Below are 16,530 nucleotides of genomic sequence, written 5' to 3' on the forward strand. Positions count from 1 at the left end.
GAGGGGCTAGGGGTGGGGGTCCATCGTAGAGCGAAAGCCTCGGCTTTCCAGCTGCTGCCACAAGGGGAGAAGGGAAAGACGCTACAGCTCCAGGTTCCAGTTCTGGCCGACCAGATCCTTGCCGAAGGCGTGGTGGCGCTCTTCGTCGGCCAGCTTGAAGCCGGCCGCCTCGTAGATGCGGCGCGCTGAGGTGAGCACGTCGTTGGTCCACAGCGTCAACGTCTTGTAGCCCTTGGCACGGGCAAAGCCGATGCATTCCTCGACCAGCCGCCTGCCGATGCCGAGACCGCGCGCCGAGGGTTCGACATAGAGCAGGCGCAGCTTCGCCACCGCGTCCGACTGGCGCACGACAAAGACCGAGCCGACGACATCCCCTTCCCGCTCGGCGATCCAACTGCGTTCCCATTTCGGATCGAAGGATGTGACGAAGGCGCCGAGGATTTCGGCGACCAGCGCCTCGTAGGTTTCGTCCCAGCCATATTCCTGCGCGTAGAGTAGGCCCTGGCGATGGATGATCCAGCCGATGTCGCCGACCTGCAAAGGCCGCAGCATGTAGGGGACCTTGGGCTCCGTGCCATCGCCCAGCAGGCGCTGCACCGTCTGCATCGCCTTGACCAGCCTGTCCTGTTCTTGAGCGGGAAGCCGGTCGAGCAAGGCCGCGACCTGATCGTGCGAACCCTGGTTCAGCGGCGCGAAGGCCGCCCTTCCCGCCGGCGTCAGCGCGATCGACGAGCGCCGCGCATCGGCTTGCGTCGCGGCGCGCTCGACCAGGCCGCGCTCCTCGAACTTTTTCAACAACCGGCTGAGATAGCCGGGGTCGAGACCGAGATGGCGCGCAAGATCGGTGGCGGTCAGGCCATCGCGATGCGCCAGTTCGTAAAGCACCCGAGCCTCAGTCAGCGAGAAGGCGCTGTTCAGCAGTCCTTCGTCGAGCAGGCCGATCTGGCGGGTGTAGAAGCGGTTGAAGCCCCGCACCGCATCGATCCGCCCCTTGCCGGGTTGATGATGAATCGTCATGGCATCCTCCTGCCCGCACAAGATCAACCACTTATTTGACTCAGTCAAGTATCTGTTCGAAGCAGGGCATTGTCCAATTCGGCGGATGAGCCTTCGAACGACTTATTGCTTCGCGACACTTGGCATGCTCAGTTTCGACGAAGTGCGCGTCGGGCGAGCGGCTCCTATCCGCTGGCGCGGATGCTCACTTTGGTGCTTGGTTCGCAGGGGGCGCTGAGGAGAAGAGCATAGACACGTTCGCACGACCCGGAGATCTTGAATTTAGCTTCATCGGGTGAGGCGATCCAATCGCAAAGATCATCGTGTCCGCGCATTCCGGATTGTTGGAACTGCGCTGGCCAGTAACACGGGCGTGGTAATGAAGAATTTTTTGGTGACATTACTGCTAATATTTGCAGTCCAGTCGTGCTTTTTACCTGCCTCAGTCGGCGCCGAAGGGCTTCCAACTAAGGTGCCCTTAATCAAATTGGAGTACCCGGGAAAGCCAAAGAACATTCGCATGCTCTATGTGAAAATTCTTTCTTTGGGCAATCGCACAGTCAACCAACCGTTGCTGCTCGATACCGGATCGAGCGGAATGACGATCGATTGCGAATCGGTGCTGCCCGCCGAGACCTGTTCAGACACGGGAATAAAGATTACGCAGGATCAGCAGATAGACGGGATAATGGTGACCACCAAAGAAGCAGTTATGAACTATGGAACCTACGATGAGTACGGCAACGTTGCCTACGCTCGCGTGACTTTTGGTTCGCCGGACTCTCCGGTCTCCACCGAGACCTCAATCCCATTCCTCATCCGTTACAAAAAAGTCAGGCGCAGTACTGGAGAAATCGTTGGTGGCCCGCTTTGGCCCAAGGGCATTTTCGGCATCTCTCCCGTTGGCGGAGGCGGACCAGACCGGATGATCAAGTCCCCGATGGCGTTTGTGAGCGTCAGGCCCGGCCTCCACAGGGGCTATTACCTCTCTCCGATCGGCGCCAAGTGGAAAGTCTGCACTAACGAGAACGGCAACTGTCCGCAGGTGGAGGCGCTCCATATCGGCGTGCCGGAAGGGGTTAAAAAGGACTTCAGGGTGCAAAAGTGGAAACAGGCCAGTTGGCGATACAATTTTCCCACTCTCGACTCCTGTCTCTCATGGGGATCTGAACCGATTTGCCGGCCAACGCTCTACGACACAAGCAACTCAACGATTATGGTCGTAACCGATGCCTCGAAGCCTCGCACGTCATTGAAGACCGGCACGAAGGTCTTGGTAAAAACTGACGGCCAGGAGGATTGGAACTTCACGACCACATACAATCCTGAGGTAGAGATCGTTCCTGGGCTCGAGCACAACATTGTCGGCATCCGATATTTCGAGAAGAACAGCCTGCTGCTTGATTTTGAAACTCGGGAGATCGGCTTGCGCCTCGGACACTGATTCCGTTCCAACTGTTAGTAAGATTTCGACCAGATCTCTGATAGCAACTGAGATTTTCCACAATCGCGTTGCGGGATGGAAATAATTTCGCGCGGCGGTACCCTCTCTCTCGCCTTGACTCTCGCCAGCCATCGGCTTATCTCACCGCCACGTTAGCACTCGCCACTGGTGAGTGCTAAGCGTAGGTCCGGCGTCGCCGGGCTTATAGGTTGTCCGGCGCCGCCGGACGGAGGAACTGTTCTCACCATTCTCATCGAGGAATAAAAAATGGCAAAGTCGAAGTTCCGCCCGCTTCATGACCGCGTGGTCGTACGCCGGGTTGAATCCGAATCCAAGACTGCCGGCGGGATCATCATCCCGGATACGGCGAAGGAAAAGCCGCAGGAAGGCGAGATCATCGCCGTCGGTTCCGGCGCCCGCGACGAAGCCGGCAAGCTCGTCCCGCTGGACGTCAAGGCCGGCGACCGCATCCTGTTCGGCAAGTGGTCGGGCACCGAAGTCAAGCTCAATGGCGAAGACCTTCTGATCATGAAGGAATCCGACATCATGGGCATCATCGGCTGAATATCGGCCTCACCGTCACTTAAATCTTCGGGCTCAATTCAAGCCCCTGCCAGGAGCTAAAAATGGCTGCCAAAGACGTAAAATTTTCTCGCGATGCCCGTGAGCGCATGCTGCGCGGCGTCAACATCCTCGCCGACGCGGTGAAGGTCACGCTCGGCCCCAAGGGCCGCAACGTCGTCATCGACAAGTCGTTCGGCGCACCGCGCATCACCAAGGACGGCGTCACCGTCGCCAAGGAAATCGAGCTTGAAGACAAGTTCGAGAACATGGGCGCGCAGATGGTCCGCGAAGTTGCTTCGAAGACCAACGACATCGCCGGCGACGGCACCACGACCGCGACCGTTCTGGCGCAGTCGATCGTCCAGGAAGGCCACAAGTCGGTTGCCGCCGGCATGAACCCGATGGACCTGAAGCGTGGCATCGACCTCGCGGTGAGCGACGTCGTCGCGACGCTGATCAAGAACGCCAAGAAGATCAAGACCTCGGAAGAGGTTGCCCAGGTCGGCACCATCGCCGGCAATGGCGATGCTTCGGTCGGCTCGATGATCGCCGAAGCGATGCAGAAGGTCGGCAATGAGGGCGTCATCACGGTCGAGGAAGCCAAGACCGCCGAGACCGAACTCGAAGTCGTCGAAGGCATGCAGTTCGACCGCGGCTATCTCTCGCCCTACTTCGTCACCAACGCCGACAAGATGGTTGCGGATCTGGAAGACGCCTACATCCTTCTCCATGAGAAGAAGCTTTCCAACCTGCAGGCCATGCTGCCGATCCTCGAGGCTGTCGTCCAGACCTCGAAGCCGCTGGTCATCATTTCGGAAGACGTCGAAGGCGAGGCTCTGGCCACGCTGGTCGTCAACAAGCTGCGTGGCGGCCTGAAGATCGCCGCCGTCAAGGCGCCGGGCTTCGGTGATCGCCGCAAGGCCATGCTGGAAGACATCGCCATCCTCACCGGTGGCCAGGTCATTTCCGAAGACCTCGGCATCAAGCTCGAGAATGTCGGCCTCAACATGCTCGGCCGCGCCAAGAAGGTGTCGATCTCCAAGGAGAACACCACCATCGTCGATGGCGCCGGCAAGAAGGCCGAGATCCAGGGCCGCGTCGCCCAGATCAAGCAGCAGATCGAGGAGACCACCTCGGACTACGACAAGGAGAAGCTGCAGGAACGTCTCGCCAAGCTGGCAGGCGGCGTTGCCGTCATCCGCGTCGGCGGTGCGACCGAGATCGAAGTCAAGGAAAAGAAGGACCGCGTCGATGACGCCCTCAACGCGACCCGTGCGGCCGTCGAAGAAGGCATCGTTCCCGGCGGCGGCGTCGCACTCCTGCGCGCTTCGCTGAGCATCAAGGCTGTCGGCGCCAACTCCGACCAGACCGCAGGCATCAGCATCGTGCGTCGCGCGCTGCAGGCTCCGGCCCGCCAGATCGCGGCCAACGCCGGTGCGGAAGCATCGATCGTTGCCGGCAAGATCCTCGAGAACAAGGGCCCGACCTTCGGCTTCAACGCCCAGACCGGCGAATATGGCGACATGATCGCCATGGGTATCGTCGATCCGGTCAAGGTCGTGCGCACGGCTCTCCAGGACGCGGCCTCGGTCGCCGGCCTGCTGGTCACCACCGAAGCCATGATCGCGGAGGCTCCGAAGAAGGAGTCGGCTGGCGGCGGCATGCCTGGCGGCATGGGCGGCGGCATGGGCGGCATGGGCGGCATGGATTTCTAACGAAATCCATCAGCACGCCCATGAACTGATAATGCTCAAGCCCGCTTGCGGGCTTGAGTGGCGGCATGGATTTCTAATCCAGCTCATCAGCCTTCTGATATGGAAAGGGCGGCCGAGAGGTCGCCCTTTTGAATATTGACCAATGGCTTTCCAGGAAAGTCGAGGCTCACGCCAATGCGGTCGCGCCGCACTAAGGACTACAACTTCGTCCGCATTCATTCGGCGCTTCGCGCCACCTCGGCCATGGCCGCCCGGCTCGCCGACGAGCGATCTCAGATATCGTTGCGCCGACCGAAGCGAAGGAAGCTGAGCAGCTGTCCGCTAAGCGCGCCCTACAAAAAGATGAAGATTAACAGGATTTTAATTGTAAACAGTATGACAAGGCTGCTCTTCCAAATCTTTGGAGAAACCACATGCCGATAATCAGACGCTCCCCCCAACCAACTGCAACGTTCGCGCAGCGGCTTCAACTCCGAATGTCTGCAAAGCGGGTAAGCCAATCTGAACTCGCTAGACTGGTTGGCTATACGCCAACTGCTATCTGGAACTGCTCCAGGGCAACACACTACCGAGAGCTGAGACCCTGGCGGCCTTGGCAAATATATTGGAGGTGACTGAAGACTGGTTGCACGATGGCGACCCAGTAAAGGCTGCGGAGGATGTAAGCGAAGAAAAAGCGCTGGAGCCCAAAACCATGGCCGAAATGATAGAGCACCTCAGAGCCAACATCGCAAACCTTACTGGATATGAGATAGAGCGTGTAAAGCTGACGCTGGAATTTAGCTCCGGCTAATTTCAAACTGATCCACTATGCAAAAAGTGGCGTTGAATCCCTCCAAAATGTGTATTATATTACACGGAGCGCTCCTATGGAACGCGACAGCCGGAAGCTAATCAAACTGCTTGAGGAGGATGGGTGGTTTGAGATCGGCATCACCGGCTCGCATCATCATTTCAAGCATCCAACGAAACTTGGAAAAGTGACAATCCCCCACCCTCGTAAAGATATACCGATTGGCACGGTTCGGGCGCTGATGAAGCACGCGGGGCTGCTCAACAAACCAAGATAAGAGAATGCGCTACATCGCTTTTATTCGCAAAGATCCTGATAGCGTCTATGGCGTCGACTTTCCCGATATGCCCGGCTGCATTTCGGCTGGCGACACGATAGACGAGGCCGTGCGCAACGCTGTCGAGGCGCTTTCCGGTCATGTGCGAATGCTGGAGGCCGACGGCGATCCGGTGCCTTCCCCTCGCGATTTCGATGCGATTGCAAATGATCCAGAACTTGCGGAGGATCGCGAAGGCGCTATGACGACGATCGTTCCGCTGATCCGTGACCGTGGCTCCACCACGCGTATCAATGTATCCTTCGATCTCGGCCTGCTTGAAGCCATCGATGCCACGGCGCGTGAACGGGGACAAACCCGCTCTGCCTTCCTTGCTTCGGCCGCACGCAAAGAGATTGTTGACTAGTCGTGCAGACGAGGGCGCTGGCTAGGGCCGAGCCCGTCAAGCTCAAACAAGCAGTATCAGCGTGCCGTTACATTGCAGCGACCTCTTTGGCGGGCAATGCACCTTCTATCAGGGCGGCGACTTCGTCGGCCACCGCCAGCACCTGGGCACGGTCGCGGGTGGCGCGCGCGATCACCATCAGCCCTTCCAGTGATGATTCGACAAGCAGCGCCAGGGCGCGGGCGCGGCGCTCGGGCACCCCTGCCCTGACGAAGGCCGCCTGCAGCAAGCCTATCCATTGCTCGAAGGCTGAGCGGCACAGTTCGGCCAGCTCCGGCACGTCGGCCGGCGAGTCCAGCACCACGGGTGCGATCGGACAGCCAAGCGTGAACTGGTTGTCCTCCAGCATGCGCGCGACCGACTGGTAAATGTGGTGGACAGCTACCGCCGGGTCCTGCTCGGCGGCAAGTGCCTCACCCAGCGTTTGCGTGACCTTTTCGACGCTGTCGCGCGTCACCTCGATGACCAGCTGGTCCTTGCCGCCCGGAAAATGAAAGTAGAGCGATCCTCTTGGTGCACCGGAGGCGCTCAAGATGTCGTTGAGCGAGGTGCCGTGATAGCCGCGCTGCCTGAGCAGCAGCGCCGTCGCCTCGATCATGCGGGTGCGGGTATCGTTCGCCATGTCAACCTCTGTCAGGAGTAAACATTATAGGCCCTGCCTCGAATATGACAATCGGTTTACATAATATGTAGATCAGTCTATATATTCGACATCGAAGAGGAGAACGACAAATGACCATCCGTGAAGCAGAGGCCCAATGGCAGGGGTCGTTAAAAGAAGGTTCTGGACGGCTGCGGCTCGGCAGCGGCGTCTTCGAAGGTGCCTATTCCTTCCCGTCGCGCTTCGAGAACGGTCCCGGCACGAATCCCGAGGAACTGATTGCGGCGGCGCATGCCGGCTGCTTTTCGATGGCGCTGAGCGCCATACTGGGCAGCGGCGGTCATGTCCCCGTACGGATCCACACCGTCGCCAAGGTGCATCTCGGAACGAGCACGGCCGGACCGACGCTCACCCGCATCGACCTTGAAACGGAAGCCGAAATCCCGGGCCTGGCGCCCGAGGAATTCCAGCGCCTTGCCCAATCGGCGAAAGCAACATGCCTCGTTTCCCGGGCTTTGGCAGGCGTCGCTGATATCAGGCTCAAGGCCGACCTCGTCACGGACGCCGCTGCGGAAAAACGAAATCAGGAAATATCGAGATGAAACAGGCTAGCATCATGGTCGTCCAGCCAGACGACCAATCCAGCCAGACGGCCGAGATCATGCGGCGCTTCAACGACGTGTTCCAAAATCATGATCCGTCGGCACTCCCGGGCCTGGTGGCCGAGGACTGCGTTATCGAAAACACCGTGCCGGCGCCGGATGGCGCCCGCCATGCCGGCCGGGAGGCCTGCGTGCGGCTGTGGTCGGCGATCGCCAGCGAACCAGGCACGCGCTTCGATATTGAAGAGACGTTCGTGGCCGGTGAACGGGCGACAATCCGCTGGCGTTACTGGCATGCCGACGGCAACTCCATCCGTGGCGTCAATCTGATGCGCGTAGCGGACGGGCTGATCGTCGAGGCGATGGGATACGTCAAGGGCTAGCGCCGACAGGCCCTACCGCTCAGTCAGCGCCAGTTTTGCGCCTAGCGCGACGAAGGCGCCGGCGAAGGTGCGGCGCATCCAGGTCATCACCATCGGCCGCGACACCACGTGGCTGCGGATCGAGGCGGCGAAAATGCCGTAGCCGACAAAAGACGACGAAGGTCAAAAGCATGAAGACGCTCGAGAGCTCCAGCATCTTGGACAGCGCGTGTGGCTCGGTGGTGCTGACGAATTGCGGCAGGAAGGCGAAGAAGAAGATCGACAGTTTCGGGTTGAGGATGTTGATCAGGATGCCGGAGGTGATCACCTTGCCGGCCGAGCGCGGCGCGCCCAGCGTGCAGCCGGCGAGCGGGCGACGATCCGCTTCTATAATCGGACCCCGGACGTCAAGGCTCCGTTGTCCTGTTCAGCGGCGGTGTTTTGGAAAGGCCTTAATTTGAACTTCGGCTTACCCGGTGTGGTCTTTGCCGGGTTCTGCAGCAGGGTGTGTCCATGACCCGCAGCGGAAGTTCGCTCGCCCTCGATTGGACTTTGATTTTTGGGAGTTGATTTGCTGCAATACGATAAGAATGCTAGCATATCTGGTCGCAATATTTTTTGCCGATTAGCGACCAGTCTTCCAAAACGTAGGACGCGTTCGCCCGCCGCGAAGTCCATCTCGGATTAGCGGGCGCGAGTTCGCGTTACCGGATATGTGCACATCCAGAAGAGCATCACGAGATTCGGCGACATAGGTGCGGCCCCGTGCCTCAGATCCCGCTTGCATGCATGAACAGCCACGCGGGCACCGGCCAGCGCGCGGCGTTAAAGATAACGCAACGCATCCAAACCCAAGGAGATCGTCATGAATGATATTCAGGAGCGCGGCGAAGCCGCAATCGCAACCCCGTCAGCGCGAAGGGTCGACATCAAGCTCGAAGTCGTCGTCATCCCCGTTTCGGACGTCGATCGAGCCAAGCGATTTTACGGCGGCTTGGGTTGGAGGCTCGACGCCGACATCACAGGCGACGAATTTCGTGTCATCCAGTTTACGCCTCCGGGCTCCCCGTGTTCGATAGTCTTCGGCTCAGGGGTCACCCCAGGGCCCTATGCCCGGGTCGAGCTCGATGTCCTCGAAAGCGTTGGCGAGCTCGTCGTGTCAGACATCGAGGCAGCGCGCGCCGAACTCGCCGATCGCGGTGTCGACGTGAGCGAGGTGTACCACTATGCCGGCCGTGAAGGCCGTGTCAGCGGTCCGGACCCTGAGCGGCGCAGCTACTCCTCGTGGGCCTCCTTCAGCGATCCGTCCGGAAATGTCTGGCTGTTGCAGGAGGTCACTGCGCGAGCGCCCGGCCGCGTCGACGCTGACGACACCACATTTGTCTCGTCGGCCGAGCTCGCGGCCGCGCTCCGGCGTGCGTCTGCGGCCCATGGCGAGCACGAGAAGCGGACAGGCGGCCAGCGTGATGAGAACTGGCCGGACTGGTATGCCGAGTACATGATGGCCGAGCAGGCTGGCAAGCCGCTGCCGCTATAAGGATTGGATCACGACGTCATTTGAAACGGCAGCATCGACGCAATAGTAACCCTCTGATCGAGGATCCAGCGCCCTCGGCGGCTCGATCGAAGTGCAGGGCGTGCGCATCCCGGCACCGACCACGCTTTGAGGCGTTAATGATAATGTTTTGATGTTTCTCGGGCAGCCGCGCTTGCACGCGACCGTACTCTATTTTCGGGCGCAGAGCGGCCTCCATCTGGCGCTATTTCATGACCGACGGCAACTCTATCCGGGGCGTCAATCTGATGCGCGTAGCGGACGGGCAGATCGTCGAGGCGATGGGCTATGTGAAGAAGGGGTAGCGCTGGCGGCTCTACCTCTCGGTCAGCGCCAGCTTGGCGCCAAGCATGACGAAGGCGCCGGCGAAGGTGCGGCGCATCCAGGTCATCACCATCGGCCGCGACACGACATGGCTGCGGATCGAGGCGGCGAAGATGCCGTAGGCGACAAAGACGACGAAGGTCAAAAACATGAAGACGGTGCTGAGCTCCAGCATCTTCGACAGCGCATGCGGTTCGGTGGTGCTGACGAACTGCGGCAGGAAGGCGAAGAAGAAAATCGACAGCTTCGGGTTGAGGATGTTGATGAGGATGCCCGAGGTGATCACCTTGCCGGCCGAGCGCGGCGCGACATCCTGCCCGACGTTCAAGCCGCCGCGCTCCTTCAGCGTGTTCCACGCCATGTAGAGCAGGTAGGCGACGCCCAGATATTTCAGCGTCTCGAAGGCGAGTGCGCTGGTGTGCAGCAGCGCCGCCAGACCGGTGATGGCGGCCGCCATATGCGGAATGATGCCGAGTGTGCAGCCGAAAGCAGCGATGATGCTGGCCCGCGCGCCACGGGAAAGCCCGGCGCTCAGCGTATAGAGAACGCCGGTGCCGGGCGAAGCCACGACAATCAGCGACGTCAACAAGAATTCGATGCTCACGGATGGTCTCCCGGCGTTGTCCCTGCGCCGGCAGCGTAGCCAGCGAACCGCGCGGGCACAAGCCGGCCCGGGGGGCGGTAGTGTCTCATTTCAAGCATTGACCCTGAAGCGACATTCGCATTGAGGTCAACAGCCAGTCTGGTTGACTGGCTGCCGCATCGGCGCATAGTCGTCGACTTACGCGATGTCCCCTTTGGGGAACAGTCGTATGAGGGGAGGCAAGCCATGGAAGTCGCTGATGGCGCACGTGTCGACGTTCACGTCCCGTATATTCTCGTCCATTCCGATCGTGAGATCAGGCGTCTCAGCCATCAGGCGGGCATCATTAACCCGATCACGCGAAGAATCTTGCTGTCTGCGGGCATAAAACCCGGGATGCGCGTGCTCGACGTCGGCTGTGGCGCGGGCGACGTTACATTCCTGGTTTCCGAGATGGTTGGCAGCGAAGGTCGGGTCATCGGCGCAGATCGGGCTCCAGCGGCCCTTGCGGCGGCGGAGGGGCGCGCGGCGGCGCATCCGATCCAGAATGTCAGCTTCCGTGAAGGCGATCCCGTGGCACTCTCGTTCGACCGACCGTTCGACGCCGTGATCGGCCGCTATGTTCTGATGTTTCAAGCCGATCCTGTGGCCATGCTGCGTGGCGTCGCTCGTCACCTCCGGCCTGGAGGGACCATCGTCTTCCATGAGCCGGATTGGGACGGCTGTCGATCCAGCCCGCCAGCGCCGACCTACGACGACTGCTGTCGATGGATCGTCGAGACGTTCCGGCGCAGCGGTATCGAGACCAATATGGGTATCAAGCTCGATGCGGCATTCCGCGCGGCTGGATTGACCGCGCCCTCAATGCACTTGGAGGCGGTTGTTGGGGGAACCAAGACCGGTTTCGACTGGTCACACCAGACCGCTGAACTCATTGTCACGATGCTGCCGGAAATACAGAGCCGGGGAGTTGCGACGGCCGCTGAGGTCGATATTGAAACTTTGGGACAGCGCATGCAGCTCGAAATCGAGGCGGGTAGCGTGATCGTGAGCCGCTCGGAAGTGGGCGCCTGGTCGCGTGCCCCGACCTAGTGACAAGACTGGAGCGACAGGGTAGCCCGTACCAATCCTTCTCCGGGGTTCTGGGCGGCTGCCTCGCAGGAAAGACCAAGGCGAATATTCCGCTCTTGGCAACGTGCTTGTTCTGGCAGATGAACCGAACGGCGACTTCCCACCCATTCCGGGCGCGCTGCCTCGTCTGATCGCTTCCTCAGGCAAACCATGCACTGCTTGCCCTGGTATCACCACGATCGACCTGACCTTCGATACGACCCTTCACTGCGAAAGAGAACAGTCTGGAACGCTTCTTGACGACGATGCCGTATAATCTAGAACTTGTCCTTGCGCCGTGACCACCTCCTCCTGAAGCAGGATAATCGTCATGTGTCACAAATCCTTTGGATCGCAGGAGCTGACAAAAGGCGAGGTCGTGGCGCATGCCGTGTCCTGCGCCGCAGCCGTTTTCTCGGCCCGCACGGCTTTCATGATCCTTCGCTCAGGCAGAGAAATGCTTGCGGCAGCCCTCGTGCTCGGACTTTGCGCAACTGCGGCCGCTGACGAAGTGCTTTTCGAAAACGTCCGCATCTTCGACGGAAAAGGCGCTGCACTTTCGGCCCCATCGAATGTGCTGGTCGAGGGCAATGTGATCGCGCGGATCTCGACAAGTCCCATCGCGGCCGAAGGCGCGCGGCGCATTGCCGGCAACGGGCGAACGCTGATGCCGGGGCTGATCGATGCGCATTGGCACGCAATGCTGATTGCGTCCACACCGGTGGAGGCGATGGGCGACGTCGGCTTCGCCAATCTTGCGGCCGGCGACGAGGCGACGGATACGCTGATGCGCGGCTTCACCACCGTTCGCGACGTGGGCGGGCCGGTGTTCGGCCTCAAGCGCGCGATAGATCAAGGCATCATAGCGGGACCGCGCATCTATCCGTCCGGAGCCATGATCACCGTGACCAGCGGGCATGGGGATTTCCGCCAGCTCAGCGACTTGCCTCGGACGATCGGCGGCTTGTTCACTCCAATGGAGAGGAACGGCGGCAGCATAGTTGTGGACAGCCCCGACGAGGTGCGTTTGCGTGCCCGCGAGCAGCTCATGCAGGGGGCCGCGCTGCTAAAGTTGACAGCGGGCGGTGGAGTGTCGTCGCCCCACAGCCCGCTCGACGTCACCACCTTCACCGAGCCCGAACTGCGGGCTGCTGTTGAAATTGCCGAGAATTGGGGCACCTACGTCGCCGCGCACGCCTTCACCTCGGATGCGATCCGGAAGGCTATCGCGGCTGGTGTCAAGTGCATCGAACACGGCTTCCTCATGGACGAGGCAACCGCCAAGCTGATCGCCGAAAAGGACATTTGGCTGAGCTTGCAGCCGCTTCCCGAATTGATGAGGACAGGCCTCCAAGAGGGTTCGGTCGAGCGAGCCAAGGCCGATGAGGTGTGGCCGGGCATCGGCAGGACCTACGAACTCGCGAAGAAATACAAGATCAAGACGGCATGGGGCACCGATGTCCTGTTCTCCCGCGCGTTGGCGAAGCAGCAGGGGGCAATCCTGGCGTCGCTTGTGCGTTGGTACACGCCTGCCGAAGCGCTCGTCATGGCGACCGGGACCAATGCCGAGCTGCTCGCGCTGTCGGGCCTTCGCAACCCCTATCCGGGGAAACTCGGCGTGATCGAAGAAGGCGCGCTCGCGGACCTCCTGCTCGTCGAAGGCAATCCGCTGGAGAACCTCGACGTGGTGGCCGATCCTGCCAACAACTTCAAAATCATCATGAAAGATGGCCTTATCTACAAAAACACGCTGACCCAGTGAGGAACGACTGAGCCGCCTGTCTCTACTGGACGCCGCCGATGGCCTGCTGGCCGCAGAGCGCTGGCATTCCACAGCCGAGCGACAAGGAATGGCCGCTTCCCACCCGAGGTGGAAATTCTGAGACACCATCTGAGGCCCGTTATCGCCGCGTCGGCAGCCCGTGGCCGCGACGCGCCATCAGGCAATCGTCGCCGCCGGGCATGCAGGCACGGCAGACGTCCGGTCTGACCTCGTAAATGCCGCAAATGGTCGACTTGCCGACCTCGCCGGCAAGCGCCGAGCAGCGCACGCCGTCGCAGCGCATGCCGGCTTCGTCGGCCGCCACATATTTCTGCGGGATCAGGTCGAGCTGCGCATCATCTTCGGTGGAGAAGCGCGGCCATTCGGCCGAATAGGAACAGCAGGCGCCGCAGCTCTGGCAATCGAAGCGAGGGGCGGCGCCCTCCTCCAGAGACGAAAAGTCTCCGGCGCTCGCCAAGCCAAGCAGCTCTGACGCTACCGGATGCGGATCGGCGTTTCGCGGCAAGGGCGCTATTTCTTCTTCCTGGTCTTGCGCGACGCCACTTCCGCCGGCGACTTGAACAGATCGGTCGCGGCCCCGGCTGTAACGTCGACTTTCGGCGCGGCAGCCGGCTTGGCTAGCTTTGCGGTGGATGCCGCCGGCTGGTCCTTGGCGGAAAATTTTATGGCCATATCAATCCTCGTCGGGGAAACGCGATGATGGCGCATTCGGGTTGCGAAGGCGGCCGATCAGCGCCGAGACTGCCGTGATGTTCATTTCCTCGGGCGACCAGTTCCTGGCCTCCTCGATGTGCCGGGGCGCCAGCTCGCGATGCGTGCTGCCGCTATAGGCGGCATCCTGATGGGTGACGCGCTCATGGGTCTTGGCATTTTCGCGGACATACTCGATCAGATAGTTCGGGCATTCGGAGCGGCCACGCACGCCGAGCCTGACCTGGGCATCGCCATGGGCGCGCCTGCAGCGCTCGAGCTTTTCGAGCACGCGCCGGACATATTCGACCGGCTTGTCGAGCTCTCCTACGACATCGGCGATGGTCGAATCGGTGGCGATCGTCTTTTGCGGGACGCGCTTGGTGGCCATCAGCGTTTGCCCACGCGCTTCGGCGCGGCGGCGAGCGCGGCGGCCGCAGCCATATCGTCGGCTTCCTTTTCCAGGCGCAGTTCGCGCAGCCGCGCGGTCTTGGCTTCCCGGGCCTGGCTGACAGCATCCTGTTCGGACATGATGCGGTTGAGCGACATGGACTGGGTCTGGGTCTTGCTGAAGATGGATTCGGCGTGGTCGCGGGATTTCTTTGAAGTGGCGGTCAAGGTCTTTCTCCCGGTTCGGAGCGTAATGCCGAAAAATGCGAGACCGGTCTTTCGACCGGGACCACGCACAAAGCAATACGGCAGTCGGATTCAAATTGCTGGAACATCCTTAACACGTTCAAACGAACGCGCGGTGCTCTTTTCGAACTTTTGAAGCGACCCAAATGCAAAAGGCCAGGCGATGCCTGACCTTCCGCTGGAGCGCCGCGCGTGCTTTTGGACGCGCTGACACTTTCATCTGCGCATGATCCTTTCTGGAAACGATGTCTCCCGGGTCATGCGCTGGAATCCGCCATTCACCAGTGCCAGTACATCCGTGGTCACCGGCGAGGCTGAATTCCGTTTTAGGCCGCCTTCAACTGATCGGCGGACATTTTGCCCGACTTATTGTCGCGGACCATCTCGTAGCCGAGCTTCTGGCCCTCGACGATGTCGCGCATTCCGGCGCGCTCTACGGCCGAGATGTGGACAAAAACGTCGGCCGAGCCATCGTCAGGCTGAATAAAACCGAAACCCTTGGTGGCGTTGAACCATTTAACTGTGCCTGTGCTCATAACGAACCCTTTCCGTGGCAAATATTCGTTCGCCGTCATGCGAATGCACAACAGCGTTTGTCTCGATTTTGATGGGGGAAGTTCGTCAAAGGCGCGCCTGGACACGCGGATAACAAAAGTCGGTCAAACAAATATCGACGAATTGCTTTTAGACTTCTTTTGGCGCGGTGTCAATTTTTTGCTTTTGCCGCCGGCGGACTGGTCGACGCAAGCCTGGTTGCGCAGGCAATCCGATGGCGGATCTGGCGCCGAAACCGGGTCAGCGCCAGCTGTTAAAAAAAAATCGCACCATGCCGGGAACCATTTTGGCATCCGTGCATTTTGGATATCGTCAGCAGTTCATGAGAGCAATCTCAGGAAAGGCTGACACAAAGGACGCCTCCCGTGCAATAAAACGTGCGAGGGGCGTTCTTTTATGGCGCCCGTAGCGCCGGCTTCACATCACAGCGATCATCATCGGCAGGATTTCGTGGCGGAAGCCCAGCCCCGAACGCGGCGTTCTAACCGGGCCCTATTCGTCAGGGCCGGGCTCCGGCCATGTCTCCCTCGCTGCCTCCGCATACCAGTGCCGCATTGCCGATGTTGAGAGCATAGCGTCGACATAGGCGCGGGTGTCCGGCGCCAGCGTGCCGCCATAGATGTCGAAGCGGGTAACGACCGGCGCATACATAGCATCCGCCGCGGTGAAGTGGCCGAACAGGAACGGTCCACCCTTGCCGTATTTTTCCCGGCATTCCCGCCACAGTGCCTCGATGCGCGCCCGCTGCGCCTCGCCTTCGGCGTCGAGCGGCTTGTGGCCCTTCGGCCTCCGCAGGTTCATCGGCCAGCCATAGCGGACCTCACGAAAGCCGGAATGCATCTCGGTCGCCGCCGAACGGGCCAGCGAGCGAGCGCCGATATCGGTCGGCCACAGCTTCTTTTCCGGGAAAAGGTCGGCAAGATATTCAAGAATGGCAAGGGTTTCCCAGACAATCCTGTCATTGTGAATCAACACCGGTACCTGGCCGGTCGGCGACACTTTGGCCAGATTGGCTGATGTCTCGGGCGTGCGCAGGCGCACGAAGCCTTCCTCGAATGGGATCTCCAGATGCTTCATCGCCACCCATGGCCTCAGCGACCAGGACGAAAAGCATTTGTTGCCGATAAAAAGCGTGAGTTCAGCCATTGTCCCTCCAGCCTTGCTGGCGCGTTCGGGCGCACCCTATCCTGTCCGCCTCGCCGCCGGAAGCTATTCCGCTCGACCGGCCGAGCCTGGAACCGAAGCCGCGCCCGCCCCGTTTGTTTTGATGCCCGTTTTTGGGCGAGTGAATCTACGCAGGAGATGCGGCCATGGTGAACAGGGATCAGGTTGTGGGCCTAGCCAAGCAGCTCAAAGGTTCGGTGAAGAAGGCCGCCGGAAAGGCCACCGGCAACAGGCGCGTCCAGGCTGAAGGCGCGGCCGATAAGATCGCCGGCAAAATGCAGAAGGCCTATGGCGACATGAAGGACAAGCTCAGGAAGGTGCTCTGATCCCT

22 protein-coding genes and 1 pseudogene are annotated in these 16,530 nt (G+C 60.5%); 13 read left to right on the forward strand and 10 right to left on the reverse strand.

The annotated features are described in order from the left end of the window. Positions 1 to 81: 81 nt before the first annotated feature. Complete coding sequence (locus tag AC0NIE_RS25415; RefSeq protein WP_473489365.1) at positions 82 to 1,017, reverse strand: bifunctional helix-turn-helix transcriptional regulator/GNAT family N-acetyltransferase; 936 nt, start codon at positions 1,015 to 1,017, stop codon at positions 82 to 84. Between the two features lie 358 nt (positions 1,018 to 1,375). On the opposite strand from AC0NIE_RS25415, the gene AC0NIE_RS25420 reads away from it, so the two are divergent. The 6 genes from AC0NIE_RS25420 (at position 1,376) to AC0NIE_RS25445 (ending at position 6,195) form a co-directional block, all read left to right on the forward strand. Next, positions 1,376 to 2,440, forward strand: a complete 1,065-nt coding sequence (locus AC0NIE_RS25420; protein ID WP_473489364.1) for a hypothetical protein — start codon at positions 1,376 to 1,378, stop codon at positions 2,438 to 2,440. A gap of 267 nt (positions 2,441 to 2,707) precedes the next feature. After that, on the forward strand, positions 2,708 to 3,004 hold the full coding sequence (gene groES / locus AC0NIE_RS25425; RefSeq protein WP_006203049.1) for a co-chaperone GroES: 297 nt from the start codon (positions 2,708 to 2,710) through the stop codon (positions 3,002 to 3,004). A 62-nt stretch (positions 3,005 to 3,066) separates the two neighbouring features. Then, complete coding sequence (groL, locus tag AC0NIE_RS25430) at positions 3,067 to 4,719, forward strand: chaperonin GroEL (protein WP_474044217.1); 1,653 nt, start codon at positions 3,067 to 3,069, stop codon at positions 4,717 to 4,719. 592 nt (positions 4,720 to 5,311) lie between these two features. Next, entirely contained in the window at positions 5,312 to 5,512 is a 201-nt protein-coding gene (locus AC0NIE_RS25435; RefSeq protein ID WP_473489747.1) for a hypothetical protein, read from the forward strand. Positions 5,513 to 5,588: 76 nt separating this feature from the next. Then, positions 5,589 to 5,789 carry a type II toxin-antitoxin system HicA family toxin gene (locus AC0NIE_RS25440; RefSeq protein ID WP_473489748.1) on the forward strand — a complete coding sequence of 67 codons (201 nt, stop codon included), beginning with the start codon at positions 5,589 to 5,591 and terminating at the stop codon, positions 5,787 to 5,789. A gap of 4 nt (positions 5,790 to 5,793) precedes the next feature. Beyond that, the gene (locus AC0NIE_RS25445) at positions 5,794 to 6,195 is read left to right on the forward strand and encodes a type II toxin-antitoxin system HicB family antitoxin (RefSeq protein WP_473489749.1); all 402 of its coding nucleotides are present in this window, start codon (positions 5,794 to 5,796) and stop codon (positions 6,193 to 6,195) included. Between the two features lie 67 nt (positions 6,196 to 6,262). On the opposite strand, the gene AC0NIE_RS25450 is transcribed toward AC0NIE_RS25445, so the two are convergent. Further along, positions 6,263 to 6,856: a TetR/AcrR family transcriptional regulator gene (locus AC0NIE_RS25450; RefSeq protein ID WP_473489750.1), complete on the reverse strand. Its 594-nt coding sequence runs from the start codon at positions 6,854 to 6,856 to the stop codon at positions 6,263 to 6,265. Between the two features lie 110 nt (positions 6,857 to 6,966). On the opposite strand from AC0NIE_RS25450, the gene AC0NIE_RS25455 reads away from it, so the two are divergent. Further along, positions 6,967 to 7,437, forward strand: a complete 471-nt coding sequence (locus AC0NIE_RS25455) for an OsmC family protein (RefSeq protein WP_473489751.1) — start codon at positions 6,967 to 6,969, stop codon at positions 7,435 to 7,437. Beyond that, the gene (locus AC0NIE_RS25460; protein ID WP_473489752.1) at positions 7,434 to 7,820 is read left to right on the forward strand and encodes a nuclear transport factor 2 family protein; all 387 of its coding nucleotides are present in this window, start codon (positions 7,434 to 7,436) and stop codon (positions 7,818 to 7,820) included. Before AC0NIE_RS25455 ends, AC0NIE_RS25460 begins: the two co-directional genes overlap by 4 nt. Before the next feature lie 12 nt (positions 7,821 to 7,832). On the opposite strand, the pseudogene AC0NIE_RS25465 reads toward AC0NIE_RS25460, so the two are convergent. Continuing rightward, positions 7,833 to 8,148, reverse strand: a pseudogene (locus tag AC0NIE_RS25465) (LysE family translocator); the annotation flags it as partial. Positions 8,149 to 8,664: 516 nt separating this feature from the next. On the opposite strand from AC0NIE_RS25465, the gene AC0NIE_RS25470 reads away from it, so the two are divergent. Then, positions 8,665 to 9,336, forward strand: a complete 672-nt coding sequence (locus AC0NIE_RS25470) for a VOC family protein (protein WP_473489753.1) — start codon at positions 8,665 to 8,667, stop codon at positions 9,334 to 9,336. A 334-nt stretch (positions 9,337 to 9,670) separates the two neighbouring features. Here the strand turns inward: AC0NIE_RS25470 and AC0NIE_RS25475 are convergent, their stop codons facing one another. Next, complete coding sequence (locus tag AC0NIE_RS25475; protein WP_473489754.1) at positions 9,671 to 10,282, reverse strand: LysE family translocator; 612 nt, start codon at positions 10,280 to 10,282, stop codon at positions 9,671 to 9,673. Between the two features lie 225 nt (positions 10,283 to 10,507). On the opposite strand from AC0NIE_RS25475, the gene AC0NIE_RS25480 reads away from it, so the two are divergent. Both AC0NIE_RS25480 and AC0NIE_RS25485 read left to right on the forward strand, forming a co-directional pair. Beyond that, positions 10,508 to 11,353: a class I SAM-dependent methyltransferase gene (locus tag AC0NIE_RS25480; protein ID WP_473489755.1), complete on the forward strand. Its 846-nt coding sequence runs from the start codon at positions 10,508 to 10,510 to the stop codon at positions 11,351 to 11,353. Positions 11,354 to 11,828: 475 nt separating this feature from the next. Next, entirely contained in the window at positions 11,829 to 13,133 is a 1,305-nt protein-coding gene (locus AC0NIE_RS25485) for a metal-dependent hydrolase family protein (protein WP_473489772.1), read from the forward strand. A gap of 139 nt (positions 13,134 to 13,272) precedes the next feature. Here the strand turns inward: AC0NIE_RS25485 and AC0NIE_RS25490 are convergent, their stop codons facing one another. From AC0NIE_RS25490 to AC0NIE_RS25510, 5 genes are all read right to left on the reverse strand, one after another. Further along, positions 13,273 to 13,611: a YkgJ family cysteine cluster protein gene (locus AC0NIE_RS25490; RefSeq protein WP_473489773.1), complete on the reverse strand. Its 339-nt coding sequence runs from the start codon at positions 13,609 to 13,611 to the stop codon at positions 13,273 to 13,275. 53 nt (positions 13,612 to 13,664) lie between these two features. Next, positions 13,665 to 13,826, reverse strand: coding sequence for a hypothetical protein (locus AC0NIE_RS25495; RefSeq protein ID WP_473489756.1), 162 nt, complete (start codon positions 13,824 to 13,826; stop codon positions 13,665 to 13,667). 1 nt (position 13,827) lies between these two features. After that, positions 13,828 to 14,235, reverse strand: a complete 408-nt coding sequence (locus tag AC0NIE_RS25500; RefSeq protein WP_473489757.1) for a hypothetical protein — start codon at positions 14,233 to 14,235, stop codon at positions 13,828 to 13,830. Further along, positions 14,235 to 14,462: a hypothetical protein gene (locus tag AC0NIE_RS25505; protein ID WP_473489758.1), complete on the reverse strand. Its 228-nt coding sequence runs from the start codon at positions 14,460 to 14,462 to the stop codon at positions 14,235 to 14,237. Before AC0NIE_RS25505 ends, AC0NIE_RS25500 begins: the two co-directional genes overlap by 1 nt. 344 nt (positions 14,463 to 14,806) lie before the next feature. Beyond that, entirely contained in the window at positions 14,807 to 15,016 is a 210-nt protein-coding gene (locus AC0NIE_RS25510) for a cold-shock protein (RefSeq protein WP_010915421.1), read from the reverse strand. 43 nt (positions 15,017 to 15,059) lie between these two features. On the opposite strand from AC0NIE_RS25510, the gene AC0NIE_RS25515 reads away from it, so the two are divergent. After that, positions 15,060 to 15,383, forward strand: coding sequence for a hypothetical protein (locus tag AC0NIE_RS25515; protein WP_473489759.1), 324 nt, complete (start codon positions 15,060 to 15,062; stop codon positions 15,381 to 15,383). A gap of 144 nt (positions 15,384 to 15,527) precedes the next feature. Here AC0NIE_RS25515 and AC0NIE_RS25520 read toward each other — a convergent pair whose 3' ends face one another. Further along, a complete protein-coding gene (locus AC0NIE_RS25520) occupies positions 15,528 to 16,181 on the reverse strand; it encodes a glutathione S-transferase family protein (protein WP_473489760.1) in 654 nt (217 codons plus the stop codon). A 164-nt stretch (positions 16,182 to 16,345) separates the two neighbouring features. Between AC0NIE_RS25520 and AC0NIE_RS25525 the strand changes: the two genes are divergently transcribed. Next, positions 16,346 to 16,525, forward strand: coding sequence for a CsbD family protein (locus AC0NIE_RS25525; protein WP_473489761.1), 180 nt, complete (start codon positions 16,346 to 16,348; stop codon positions 16,523 to 16,525). Positions 16,526 to 16,530 lie beyond the last annotated feature (5 nt).

Source organism: Mesorhizobium sp. WSM4842 (assembly GCF_055901575.1).